The organism is Archangium minus, assembly GCF_044360475.1.
Taxonomy (GTDB): domain Bacteria; phylum Myxococcota; class Myxococcia; order Myxococcales; family Myxococcaceae; genus Archangium; species Archangium minus.
The window spans coordinates 7366141-7378550 of the sequence record NZ_CP043494.1; the positions used below are offsets into that span (position 1 = coordinate 7366141).

General features: G+C 67.2%; 8 protein-coding genes. All 8 read right to left on the reverse strand.

Translation table 11 applies throughout. The features are described 5' to 3' along the window. Window positions 1-112: 112 nt before the first annotated feature. Window positions 113-709: an adventurous gliding motility protein CglE gene (cglE, locus tag F0U60_RS29890; RefSeq protein ID WP_395804723.1), complete on the reverse strand. Its 597-nt coding sequence runs from the start codon at window positions 707-709 to the stop codon at window positions 113-115. A 75-nt stretch (window positions 710-784) separates the two neighbouring features. Beyond that, window positions 785-2683, reverse strand: coding sequence for an AgmX/PglI C-terminal domain-containing protein (locus tag F0U60_RS29895; RefSeq protein WP_395804725.1), 1899 nt, complete (start codon window positions 2681-2683; stop codon window positions 785-787). A gap of 45 nt (window positions 2684-2728) precedes the next feature. Then, complete coding sequence (locus F0U60_RS29900) at window positions 2729-3010, reverse strand: hypothetical protein (protein ID WP_395804727.1); 282 nt, start codon at window positions 3008-3010, stop codon at window positions 2729-2731. A 177-nt stretch (window positions 3011-3187) separates the two neighbouring features. Next, window positions 3188-4630 carry a tetratricopeptide repeat protein gene (locus tag F0U60_RS29905; protein WP_395804729.1) on the reverse strand — a complete coding sequence of 481 codons (1443 nt, stop codon included), beginning with the start codon at window positions 4628-4630 and terminating at the stop codon, window positions 3188-3190. Window positions 4631-4677: 47 nt separating this feature from the next. After that, on the reverse strand, window positions 4678-8406 hold the full coding sequence (locus F0U60_RS29910) for a tol-pal system YbgF family protein (protein ID WP_395804731.1): 3729 nt from the start codon (window positions 8404-8406) through the stop codon (window positions 4678-4680). A 285-nt stretch (window positions 8407-8691) separates the two neighbouring features. Further along, window positions 8692-10230 (reverse strand): tol-pal system YbgF family protein, encoded by a 1539-nt coding sequence (locus tag F0U60_RS29915; RefSeq protein ID WP_395804733.1) that lies wholly within the window; start codon window positions 10228-10230, stop codon window positions 8692-8694. Between the two features lie 9 nt (window positions 10231-10239). Further along, window positions 10240-11370 carry an outer membrane beta-barrel domain-containing protein gene (locus F0U60_RS29920; protein WP_395804735.1) on the reverse strand — a complete coding sequence of 377 codons (1131 nt, stop codon included), beginning with the start codon at window positions 11368-11370 and terminating at the stop codon, window positions 10240-10242. Between the two features lie 14 nt (window positions 11371-11384). Beyond that, window positions 11385-12200, reverse strand: a complete 816-nt coding sequence (locus F0U60_RS29925; protein ID WP_395804737.1) for an outer membrane beta-barrel domain-containing protein — start codon at window positions 12198-12200, stop codon at window positions 11385-11387. Window positions 12201-12410: the final 210 nt, after the last annotated feature.

Consider the following 12410-nt stretch of genomic DNA (forward strand, 5'->3'; position numbering starts at 1 on the left):
GTGAGCGTCAGCACGCCACCCTCCGCAGCAACTGCGCCGCGTCCTCCAGGCCCAGCCCCTCGATTGCTGGGCTTCCCAGGTTGTCCCCGACGGGATTCGAACCCGTCAGTTTTTAAAAGGTGTACTTCACCCGCGGGAAGATGGCGAAGGTGGGGATGTTCGGCCCGATGAGGTACCGAGCCAGGAAGTCCGCTCCCACCGAGAAGTGGTCCATCGGCGTCGCGTACTCGAGGCCAATGCCCAACCCCGCGTTCGGTGCCGTCATCGCCGCTCCCGGATCGCCACTGCCCACCGGCGCCGGATCCAACCGCGTGAGGCCCGCCGCTACCTTCGGCACCAGGTAGAGGCGGTCCGCCAGCGACACCATGTACCCCGCCGTTATGTCGGCGAACGCCACCGTGAAGTTGTCAGACATGCTGCACACATCCGAGTCCGGCACGTACCCGGCGAAGCAGTTCGCCGCCGACGAGCCCAACCCGAAGTGCACGCCCAGCGTGAGCTTGTCCGTCACGTCGTACCCCACCCCAAGCTGCAGGTACGTTTGGGCATTTGAGTAGATGTTCTCCCCGCCCAGCGTGAAGAACGCCCCGATGTCGGCCTCCGTGAAGAAGCCGCGGCGGACTTCCAGTGGGACACCTTCTGGCGGTGTCGCCGCGAAAGCGGTGGTAGGCAGCATCGCGAGCACGGCGACCAACAGCGGCTTCTTCATATCGGGACGACCCTCACCCTGACCCTCTCCCAGAGGGAGAGGGGATCTACACGGTGTCACTTCAGAGACGCTCGGTTACTCACCCGCCGGCGAGAACAGCCACGGATACGTCACCGCCACCACTCCGCCACCCTTCGGCTCGGGGAACTTCCAGCGGCGGATTCGCGAGAGCATGCAGTTCTCCGCCGCCGAGTTGTTCAGCGTGGTCTCCGTCACGTTCGCCTCCGACACCCCTCCCGCCGGATCGATCGTGAACGCCACCGCCACCTTGCCCGCCAAGCTCGGGTTCTTGTTCAGCTCCGTCTCGTAGCAGTACTTGATCTCGTTCTGGTGGCTCCGGATGATCTTCGCGATCACGTCCTTGTCGAGGCCGCCAATCACTGTCGTCTTTCCAGGGACGATCTTCGTGATCGACTTCCCGCGGCCAGACAGGTCGATGCCGCCGCCGTCACCCGCGCCGCGGCCATTGCCCTTGGTGCCCAGGCCGCCCAGTCCCAGCGCCGTCCCGCCACCACCGGTGCCCTGGCCACGCGAGCCGAGCCCGCCCACGCCCTGCGCATCCCCCATGCCCGCACCGCTCTTGAGGCCGCCCAGCGCGTTGTTGATGCCCGTCCCCAGGCCGCCCGGACCGAAGACGTCCGACGCCCCACCCTTCAGCCCCTTGAACGCGCCGAGCAGGCCCACCTTGCCCACCACCTGGCGATCCTTCTCGCGCTTGCTCTTGTCCACCACCGGGGTGCCCGGCTTGGAGGGATCGGCCTCGGCCTTCTTGGCCTCCTCCTTGCCGAACTTGCCCTCCTCGTCCTTGGCCTTCGCGCCCTCTTCCGCGCCCTTCAGATCCAGCTTCTTGGTGTCGATCTTCTTCTGGGGCTGCACCAGGAGCTTCGCCACCCGCTGCTGGCTCTGGAAGATGTCGTCGTCGGAGGGAGCCTCGGAGCGCGGCGCGAGCAGCATGGCCGCCACCACCGCGCCAGCCGCCAGCATGCTGACGCTGACGATCTTGAACCAGGTGAAGTCCGCCTCCTCCAGCGTGTTCACCGCCACGGCCGGCGAAGGCTTCACGTAGCGCACCACGAAGGTGAGCGTCCCGAGCGACACCTCCGCCCGCTCGTGCAGGCCGAGCGTGTACGCCTGCTCCCGGCCCGACACCGTCAGCTTGCCCTCCGCGCGCAGGCTGTCCTTCGTCCTCACGTCACCGTTCCGGGTGACGATGACGCCCGCGGCCTCGGGGACGTGCAGCTCGTACAGCTCGCCGCGCGCCACCGCCAGCACGTGACGCGCTCCCACCTCGGAGTCATACACGTGGAAGAAATTCTTCTTCGCCTCGCCGATGGTGACCGGCACGCCGTCACGGAAGTGCTGCACCGCGAGGATCTGATCGCCCCAGAGCAGCTGCACCTGAAGGACCCTCGCGTCCTTCGTGGGCAGCGCGTCCGGAGGCAGCGGCTCCTGCATGTGCGCCGCGACCCTGGGCCTTGCCGCCTTCTTCGCCACCACGCCCGGAGCCGAACGCGCGCGCAGACCCGGCGGCGTCGCCCGAGTGATTATCTCCGGGACCCTCGGCGCCGGCGCCACCACCTGCATGGGTGGATGCAGCACCGAGCCCTGCAACGCCGCACCGTTCACCTCCGCACCCGCCGGCGGTGGAGGCAGCTCCGCGTCTCCGAAGAGCACCTCCACCTGCGAGCCGCCCACCAGCAGCACGTCACCGGGTGAGAGCGTCTTCGGCCCCACCACCCGCTGACCGCCCACCTGCGTGCCACTCTCGCTGCCCAGATCGATGGCCGTCACTGAACCGCTGGACTCCACCTTCAACATCACGTGAAGGTTCGAGACCCTTGGATCCAGGATCTTCACCGCCGCCTGTGCCCCCGAGCCCACGATGATGCTCTCCGATTCGGAGACAGCCTCGTGCACGGAGCCATCCGGCCCGGTGATCCTCAGCTTCACACCGTTCGTCTTCCCCGCCGCCATAGAGGATCCTTCCTCCTCCCTTCCGTCCCGTCCCATTCCCGCCCACTAGAGGTTGTCGACCGACTTCTGCAGCTCGGGGTTGAAGTTGTCCCGGACTCGGATGAGGCTTTGAAAGTCCGTCTTCTTCCGATTCAAGACATACGAGCCTTCCGGTTTGGTGAGCTCGCCCTCCACCGCCATGTCGGTGAAGTCGATCGTCGTCTTCTTTCGAACGACGACCTTGTCCTCCTCCTGAATCACCTTCACCTGCGTCTGCTGCTCGTCCTCCGCGAGCGCCGGCCCCGCCCACAACGCCACCACCGCCACTGCCGCTGCCAGTCGTCTCATGTCAGGTCTCCTCGTCGGGTGGGACAGCGGGTCCCTGGTGAGGTTCCCTCCAATCCCTTGCATGCCTTGCACCAACGTCCTGGGTGCTGGAATGCCGCGAAATCCCAGCGATCTGCACTCACCGCCACCACGCGAGGCCCTAAAGGGTGGAAAAATTTTCCCACCCAGGCCGGTAGGTTATTCGGTCTGCGGGGCCTCAGCCGGAGGCTCGGCCGCTGGAGTGCTCTCCTTCGCCGCCTCTTGCGCAGGCGCTCCTTCCTGCGTGGGCGAGGCCTCACCCGAAGGCGCGGCACCCGACGCGGCGTCCTGCGCGGGGACGGCGTCCTGTGGAGGCACACCCTCCTGCGGCACCGCCTCCTCGGACACCTTGTCGAGCAGCGAACCACTGCCTCCGACCGCCGCCGGATTCTGCTCCTTCTCCTCGGGCGTGGGCTGAGGCTGGGCATTCTTGCGCATGGCCGCGAGGCCCTGGAGCTTCGCGTCGATCATCTGTTTGTCCTGCGCGCTCGTAGTGCCCAATTCCTTGCACTTCTGCAGGAAGCCCTCGGCCTTGTCCCAACCGGCGCGCTCGACGGCGTAGGCCCAGCCCGCGCCACAGAGGGCCTCGGGTTGATCCGCGCGCAGCGAGAGCACCTTCTCGAAGGCCTCGCCCGCCTTGAGACCCTTCTGCGCGTCCCTGCCCTTCTGTCCGTCCAACGCGTAGGCGTAATAGAGCCACGCCTCGTGGGAGCCGGGCTCCAGCTCGACGGCCTTCGCGAAGGAGCGCTCGGCGCCGGCGTAGTCACGCCAGGCCAGGGCCATGGCACCCAGGTTGAGGTAGCCAGGAGCGAAGCGCTCGTCGAGCGACACCGCCTTCTGGAACTGGGCGAGTGCGCGGGCTCGATCCTCCAGCTTCAGGTAGATCATCCCCAGGTTGTTGTAGATGCCGGGGTCCTTCTCATCGAGCTTGCGCGCGTTGGCGAGCACCAGCTCGGCGAGCCGGAACTTCCCCTGGTCGTAATAGACCAGCGCGAGGTTCTTGTACGCCTCGGCATCATCCGGTTTACGCGCGAGCACGCGGCGGGCAGTGGCCTCGGCCTTCTCGTGCTGGCCCGCGAGCCGGTAGGCCACGGTGAGGTTGTTGAGCAGCGAGGCGTCGTACTCGCGGCCCGGCGCCTTCAACCCGGCCTCGTAGAGGGCGATGGCCTCCGCGTACTTCTCCTGCATGCGGTAGAGCCGGCCCAGGTTGAGCAGCGTGGGCACATGGCCCGGCTCGAGGAAGCGCACCTTCTCATAGGCGGCCTGGGCGTCCTCGAGACGGCCCTGACGCTCGGCGATGACGCCCAGGTTGAACTGAGAGTTGAGGCTCTGCGGCGCCTTCTCGAGCACCTCGCGGAAGCCCTTCTCTGCCTTCGCGTAGTCGCCCGCGTCGAAGGCAGCGACGGCCTCGGCAAAGAGCTCACGCGCCCGGTCGTCCTTCTTCGAAGGCGGCTCGGGAGCAGCGGGCTGCTGCTGTTGCTCCGGAACCGGAGCCTGGGTGGGTGCCTCGGAGACCACCTGGGTGGGCTTCACCTGCGAGGTGGTGGCGCACGCGGCCGTGAGGGCCAGCGTGGCGGCGGCGAGGGTGCGGCGGAACGCCATGAACGTCGTCCTCCCTGCAGAATCACACGGATGCATGAGCGTCACCTTCACGGCCGAACCTCCCCCGAAGCAGTGGACGGAATGGACGCCGAGGGCTGCGCGGACTCGGGGGCCGCGGGTGCCTCGGTGGGCTGCGGAGCAGCGGGCGCCGGAGCAGCACCGGCCTGGCTGGTGTCAGGGAGACCCAGCTCCTTGGCCACGTCGGCGGTGACGAAGAACTCGCTGCCGCGGAAGGGAATCTGGCGCACCTGGGCGTAGGCGCCCGGGTGGAAGCGGTTCACCTGGTCCTGCGCGGCGATCGTCCACTCGTTGTAGAGCGACAGCTCGTAGGCCTTGGCCAGCGCCTTCTCAAGCGCCTCGTTGGCCTTGTCCTCCAGCGGGAGCGCGAGGTTCTCCAGCTCGCCGCGGTACATGGAGAGCTGCTCCTCGTCGAGCCCGGCCGGATCCGGCGACTCGATGATGTTGCGCGCGAAGTCCGCATAGGCGAGGCCGATGCGGGTGAGCGCGGCGATGCCCCACTCGCCCGAGCCGGTGGCCAGCACTTCCGTGTAGGCCTTCTCCAGCTTCTGGATGGACTGCTGCTTGGCGGCCAGGTCCCTGCGGATGGTGGCGACACGCTTGAAGCGGATGTCCACGTAGCGCTGCCAGTCGGCCTCCACCGCGAGGAAGCGCGCGTGACCGTAGGCATTGAGGAGATCCGGCCGCTGCTTCTCCTGCGAGGACAGCTTCGCCCAGTTGCGCACGAGCTCGCCCTGCACGCGCTCGGTGTCCTTCGCGTTCTTCGCCTTCCGGTAGGCGATCAGCTGCTGGTAGCGCGCCAGGTACACCTGGGCAGCGGAGGTGCGCGAGTCACGCCCGTACATCTCGGCGAAGGACTCGAAGGCACGCGCCGCCTCGGCCGTCTTGCCATCCTTCTCGTAGACGAGGCCGATGTTGAAGGCGATCTGCGGTACGTCCGGCCGGTCCTTGAAGCGCGTCAAGTACGCGCGGTAGGCGGCGATGGCCTTGTCGGACTCGCCCACGCCTTCCCACCAGAGGCCGGCGTTGAAGAGGGCATCCGGCACCCACTTCTCGGACTCGGCGAGCAGCGCGCGGCGCTCCTCGAGCTTGCTGGCCCGGGCCTCATCCGTGTTCTGCGTATCGCTGGACGACATGGAGGCCTTGGCGTCCTTCTTGCCCTTCTTGGCGGTAGCCTCCTTGGTCGGCTTCGCCTTGCTCGCGTCAATGGCGCGGGTGGCGGCGTCCTGGGCGTCCACGAAGGCGGCGTACATGGCGGCGGCCTTGCGGAACTCGGCGATCTTCTCGTAGAGGCGCGCGAGCGTGTAGCGCACCTTGGGCTCGAACATGCTGCCCGCGTAGTCGGTGAGGACGCGCTCGCCGGCGGCGACGCCCCGGTCGATGTGCCCGGCCTCCTGGAAGATGACCATGGCCGAGGTCAGCGCGCGATCCGCGTTCTCCGACTTCGGGAACTCCTTCACGTAGTCGAGGAAGAGCTCGGCGGCCTTCGCCGGGTTCTTCTCCTTCTGGTAGACGACCTCGTGGATCCACTTGTACTGCGAGCCCTCCACCACGCGAGCCACGCGCGCGGCGAACTCGGGGCTGGGCTTGAGCAGCTTCTCGTTGGCGAGGAACTGCCGTGACAGCTTGTTGAGCTCGAGCCACTCCTCGCGGGACTCGAGCACGTACATGGTCAGGTCGGCCGCGTCACGCGAGCGCCGCTCGGAGGGGAACTTGTTGATGATCTCTCCGAAGCGCCGGGCCGCGTCGAGGTAGTGGTGCCGGTCGTAGACGATGAGGGCCGCCTGGTAGCGCAGGTCGATCTCATCCGGGTTGTCCGGGTACAGGCGGTTGTAGGTATCGCACGCGGCCACCAGGCGCTCCTCGAAGCGCGTGAGCGGCTCCTCGGCCTGATCCGTGTCCTTCTTGGTGATGCGGCCCTTCTTCTCGACGTGGCCCTTGGACTTGTTCTCGTCGACCTTCTGGCCGTCCTTGAGGTCGCTCTTGGCGAGCTGACCGCGCTCGATCTTCACGAGCTTGTCGTAGGCCATGATGGCGGCGAAGGACGCGCTCTTGCGGTAGCTCTCGTTGGTCACCTCGCGAGCCGAGTCGCGATCCGGCACCTGGAAGGCCACAACGGCGTCGTACTGCGCGGCGGCGGCCTCCCACTCCTCGAGGGCCCAGAGGATCTCCGCGTAGAAGAACCGCATGTTGAAGGCGGAGTCGGAGATGAACTCGGGATCCTCGCTGGAGGCGAAGGTGTCGACGTACTGCTTGTAGATGTCGCGGGCGAGCCGGTACGTCTCCACCTGGCGCGTCTTCTGCGCCTCCTGGTGGTAGTCCGTCACCATCACGCGCATGGCCTCTTCGGTGACGCTGAAGGCATTGCGCAGCACGGGCTTGTTGCCGGAGTTGGCCTGCCACCACTCGCCGCCGGGCCGGTACAGCTCCACCATGCGCTTCATCTCAGCGCGCACCTGGTCGCGCTGGCGCAGGCCCTCATAGGCGCGGACGATGGACTGCTGGTAGTCGGGCGCGCCGGAGCCCATCGGCCTGTCGTTGATGAGGACACGGTACGTCTCGATGGCGCTGTCGTAGAGGCCCACGTCGATCAGTTGCGCGGCCATCTTGGAGATCAGCCGCTCCTGCCGCTTCTCGGGAGCCTTCTGCTTGAAGTAGGCGATGCCCTCCTTCGCCTTGTCCAGCTTGACGTAGAAGACGATGACGTCGTTGAGCGACTCGGTCTTGAGGTCACCCAGCTCCTCGCCCCGCTCGCCGGCGTAGTCCACCACCTCGTGCAGCTTGGCGAGGCCCTCGTCGTAGGCACCCGCGTTGTAGTCACACCACGCCAGCTTGTAGACGGCGTAGGCGTACACCTTGGGCACCTTCGAGGCGCGCGCCTTCTCGTAGTAGTCACGCGCCTCCTTCAGCTTGTTGTTGTCGAAGTAGTGGTTGCCCAGCTGGACGTAGGTGTCCGGGACGAACTGTGACTGGGGGAACTCCTCGATGAGCTGCAGGTAGCGCTTCACCGCCTCATCGCGCCGACTGAGCTCCTGCAGGTTGTAGCCCAGGTAGAAGAGGATCTCGTCGCGCTGGGGCCAGTCCTTGTAGTCGCTCAGCAGCGACTCGTAGATGCCCATCGTCTCGGCGCGGTAGCGCTCGCTCTCGCGGTGATCCTGCTTGGGCGGCTCCACCTTTTCGCCCCGAGCGGTGGCCGCGTCGAAGGCCTTCTCCGCCGCGAGGAAGCGGTTCATCTCCTGCTGGTAGAGGTACTTGGACTTCTCCCAGTAGAGCTCAGCCAGGCGGTAGAGCATGTCTGCCCTGCGGTGCGAGCCCTCCTGAAGCTTGGGGATGAGGCGCTTGAAGCCCTCGATGGCCTCGTCACGCTTGCGATCCGCCAGCGCGTCCTTCTTCGCGTCGGCGATGCGCGGCGTGTTGTCCATCGACGCTGGGCCCATGCGCGAGGGCCCCATGCGGGCCGGCCCCTGGCGCTCGGGCTCGCGCTCCGCAGGCTGCGAACGTGCGGCCTCCTGCTGCGAAGCGTCCTGCTTGGAGGTCTCCTGCCTGGTGGTCTCCTGCTTGGAGGCCGCCTGCTTGGAAGACGCCGGCTTCGACTGCTGTTTCGAGGACTGCTGGCGCGCGGCGCTCTTGCGGGACTCTCCCTTGCGGGACACCGCAGCCTGAGAAGGTTTCCGCGAGGGTTCTGCCGCCTCCCCTGCCCCACCCGCGGTGAGGGCCACGCCCACCGCCAGCGCACCGAAACGAAGAACCGCCTTCATGCGAGCTCCTGTGGTGGGTCCGAGTAAAAAGAGGTCACCCGGCGACAGGTTCGCGTCATGCGCATCCCACCCGCCACGAGCTCCAGCTGAAGCCGGGTCGCCCCCATCGCCTCCCTCACCACCCACCGAAAGGGACAAGGGAAAGTAGAAACGCGGTGTTGGAATGAGAAGTGATGACAGAGTGAGGATTCAGCGCTGAACAACACGAAGGGGCGGCACCCGACGCGAACGATGCGCGGGCCCGCCCCTCATGTCCTTCACCGACCTCACGGTGTTACCGCGGTGTTACTTCTGGCCCTGCAACTTCGCCGGGCAGCCGCGCTTCAGCGTGTACTGGTAGTAGCCGATCTCGTCGCGCCAGAACTCGCCCTGGAACTTCCAGTAGTTCCACGCGGCGCCGGGCATCTTCGGGCGGTAGATGGATTGGCTCTTGAGCACGGCCTTCTGATCCACCCCCGCGAGCAGCAGATCCTTCTCGTCGAGCGCCGTCTGGACCCGGATGATCTCCGACTGGTCCGCGAAGGTGCGGAGGTTCTGCGCGGCCTCCTGCAGGCGGCTCTTGGCGAAGCGCCCGCCGATCTGCATCAGCGTGCCGCGCACCTCCTCGAGTGAGGCGCTCAGCTCCCGCACCAGCCCCGAGATCCGCCACTGACTCTGCTCCGTCGTCAGGCGCTTCTCCGCGTCCACCTGGGAGATCATCCGCATCACGTCCTGGACACGCTCGTTGTTGCGGATCCACAGGTAGATGGGGGCCGGCAGCCGCCGGTTCTCCGCCGCCACCAGGTTGTAGGAGGACAGGAGATCCATCTCCTCCCCGACGAACGGCTCGAGCTGCTTCGCCATGGGCTCGTAGAGCTGATCGTAGGCGGCCAGCGTGGTCTTCACTTCGTCGAAGAGGCAGCTGTAGTAGTAGACGGTCGCCTTGAGGATCCACGACTCGGGTTGGAAGGCGCCCTCGAACTGCGGGGCGTGCAGCGCCTGGAGGCTGCCGAGCGCCCCGCCGAAGTCCTCGCCCTGGAAGCGGGCAAAGCCGTTCTCGAAGAGGGCCTGATCCCAGAAGCGGGCGTAGCGCGGCACGGCCTCGTAGGCGGCCACCGCCTGCGGGTACTCGTGGCGGCCGTAGTGCACGCGGCCGATGCCCAGCAGCGAGAGCTGCTTCACCTCGTCATGGCCGAGCTGCGGCCCCTTCGCGTCCAGCGCCCGCCGGAAGGCGGCCAGGGCGGCGGCGTCCAGCGTGTCCGCCTCGGTGGGGCGGCCCGGGAAGTGGGGATCCGCCAGCACCACGCCCAGCAGGTAGCTCGCACGGGCGAAGACGCGGCTGTCAGACGGCACCGCCTCGAGCATCGAGCGGGCCTCCTCGAAGCGGCCCCGGCGCTGGCGGATGGTGGCCACCAGGTAGTGGACACGCGCCAGCACCTCCTTGGGCAGCTTCACCCACTTGTCCTGCACCTCGGGCGTGTACGCCTTGTCGAGGATGTTGGGCACCAGGTTCTGCTCGTTGAGCCGCTGCTGCACGTCCACCAGACCCTCCACGGCCTGGAGGTAGGACGGGTGGTTGGGACCCGTGTCGAGGATCCGCGCGTAGGTGACGAGCGCGCTGACGGTCATGCCCTTCCGCGCGAGAGACTGGGCCAGGTAGTACTCGGAGCGGGCGCGCACGTCGGCGTCCGTCGCGTTGACGGACAGCTCGAAGAAGCGCGGCGCCGCGTCCTCCATCTTGCCCGCGTTGAACGATGCGAGCGCCTGGTTGTAGGCATTCATGTCCTGCGCGGAAGCAACCAGCGGCGCGAGGACCAGGACGGTAGCGACAATCAGTCGATGCATGGCGCGGGCTCAGAAGAGGTAGGAGAAGCCAGCGTAGAAGCTGAGGTTGTTGAGCACGTCCGAGGAGGGATTGCTGACCAGGTCCTTCCCCAGGACGATGTCCTCGCGGTAGTTCTTGCGCGTCTTCGGGTCCACCCCGTCGAACTTCTGGAACTGACAGCTGCCGCTCAGTCCCAGCTCCGAGAAGGGCGCGCCGCTGCCCCGGGCGTCCTCCAGCTTCTGGAAGTCCTGCTGGTTGCACCCGTCCACGCGATCCACGCGGGCGGTGTAGACCTGATCGCGCACCTCCAGGCGCAGCGCCATGGAGTCGCCAAACTGCACGCGGAAGCCGCCGCCCACCGAGCCGAGGAACTTCGTCCCCGTGTCACCGAAGCGGGCCGGGACGGTGAACGACTCGCCGTCCACCTGGTTGGAGACCTCGGGACGGACGAGCACGCGCGTGGAGCCGATGCCCGCTCCGCCGCTGAGGACCAGGCTGAACTGCAGGAGGTGGTTGTCGTAGAAGGCGAACTTGCCGTAGAGCGGCGTCACCTCCACGCCCGCCTGCACGCCCCACAGCAGCAGCAGCGCCGAGGCCGCCTGCGCCTGCTCGCGCACCTTGTCGATGAGCTCCAGGTTGAAGGGGCTCTCGTTCGAGTACCAGTTGTACTGAGTGGAGAGCTGCAGGCCGAAGTTCTCCTGCAGGTGGTACGTATAATGGAACGCGCTGCCCGTGTGCTGGGTGAACCGGCCGTTCACCTGTGCCACCACCGGGTAGAGCGTGAACTCGTGCCGGCCCTCGTCCGCGAAGCGCTTCTTCTGCACCACGTGGACGGCCACGTTCGGGTTATGCAGCGGCGCCCCGTTCACCAGGCGCTGCTGGTTCGGATCCGCCACCGGCTGGAGCTCGGCCGGATCCGCCGAGACGAGGGGCGCATCCGGCGGCGCCGCCACAGGCGTCTGGGACTCCAGGGACGCGGGAGGCTCGGCCGCGGGCTGCTCGGGCTGCTCGGACTCAGGCTGCTCGGGCCGGGGCTCCGGCTTTACGGGAATGGGCGCCGTCTCCGAGGGAACGGGCCGCTCGGATTCAGGGGCCTGCGCCAGGGCCGCCGCCGGAGTGGCCGTGGCCAGGAGGAACGCGAAGAGCGAGGTCGATCGCATGTGAGACGTCAGCCTCAGAAGAGGAAGGAGTAGCCGATGTCGAACTGCACCAGGTGCGTCAGGCCCGGGTTGGGCGCGGGCTCACCACTCTCCCGCCCCGCCTCCCAGTCCTCTCGCGACACATTCACGCGGTACTGGTCCGCGAAGACCCAGTCGCGCAGCTCGAAGCGCAGCGCGTGCCCATTCGCCAGGAAGAAGCGGAAGCCCGCCGCGCCCGAGACCACCGGCGCCACGCGCGTGTCGACGCGCCAGTAGGACTCCGTCGCGCTGCCCCGGTCGTTCAGGTCCGTCCGGTTGTCACAGACACCCAGCCCGCGATCCACCACCTGCGTGCACTGGATCACCGACTGGCGCCGCAGCGAGGCCAGGCCGCCGCCTGCCCAGAGGTAGGCCTGGAAGTGCGCCGTCTCGTCGGCCAGCAGCGACAGCTTGCCGTAGATGGGCGCCCAGCGGGCTCCCACCACACCGTGCGCCCCCATCTCCCACATGTCCTCGAGCTCGTCCGTGATCTTCTTGTCCTCACGGTTGAGGAAGCTCTCGGAGATGGAGCGCGCCAGGCCCGTGTGGCGGCTGAGCGCGTAGCCGGCGCGTGCCTCCAACCCGAACGTGTTGAAGAGGTTGTAGGCAACGCCGACGTTCAGGTTGTAGTGCGCGGTGAGGTACTCGCGCGCGGGCAGGCCCACCGTGATGGACGCCTCCAGCCGCTCCCCTGGAGAGAAGAGCCGGTGGCGCACGGCGGCCGGATCCAGCACCTGCTCCTGCGCCGAGGCGGACAGCGCCGTCAGCAGCAGTGCCAGCGAAACGAAACGGGGAAAGATGCGTGCAGTCATGGCCTTGTGGCGCATCCATGTGGGCACGCGATCACCCAGGGGCAAGGGACCGGCCTCACCGGGAGTGGGCTTTCGGCATGCACACAGCACTCCAGCGCACGCTGGCCAACGTTTCGGCCCGATCTGAAGGCCAGAAACACGAACGCCCCGCCCGGTGGGTAGCCGGAGCGGGGCGTCGAGGATGAACCCTGTGGCGGTGCCTGGAGGCTC

Coding starts and splice junctions, on each gene's coding strand:
- F0U60_RS29925 (WP_395804737.1), bottom strand. CDS start 12,200: ATGACTGCACGCATCTTTCCCCGTTTCGTTTCGCTGGCACTGCTGCTG.
- F0U60_RS29910 (WP_395804731.1), bottom strand. CDS start 8,406: ATGAAGGCGGTTCTTCGTTTCGGTGCGCTGGCGGTGGGCGTGGCCCTC.
- cglE (WP_395804723.1), bottom strand. CDS start 709: ATGAAGAAGCCGCTGTTGGTCGCCGTGCTCGCGATGCTGCCTACCACC.
- F0U60_RS29915 (WP_395804733.1), bottom strand. CDS start 10,230: ATGCATCGACTGATTGTCGCTACCGTCCTGGTCCTCGCGCCGCTGGTT.
- F0U60_RS29900 (WP_395804727.1), bottom strand. CDS start 3,010: ATGAGACGACTGGCAGCGGCAGTGGCGGTGGTGGCGTTGTGGGCGGGG.
- F0U60_RS29895 (WP_395804725.1), bottom strand. CDS start 2,683: ATGGCGGCGGGGAAGACGAACGGTGTGAAGCTGAGGATCACCGGGCCG.
- F0U60_RS29905 (WP_395804729.1), bottom strand. CDS start 4,630: ATGGCGTTCCGCCGCACCCTCGCCGCCGCCACGCTGGCCCTCACGGCC.
- F0U60_RS29920 (WP_395804735.1), bottom strand. CDS start 11,370: ATGCGATCGACCTCGCTCTTCGCGTTCCTCCTGGCCACGGCCACTCCG.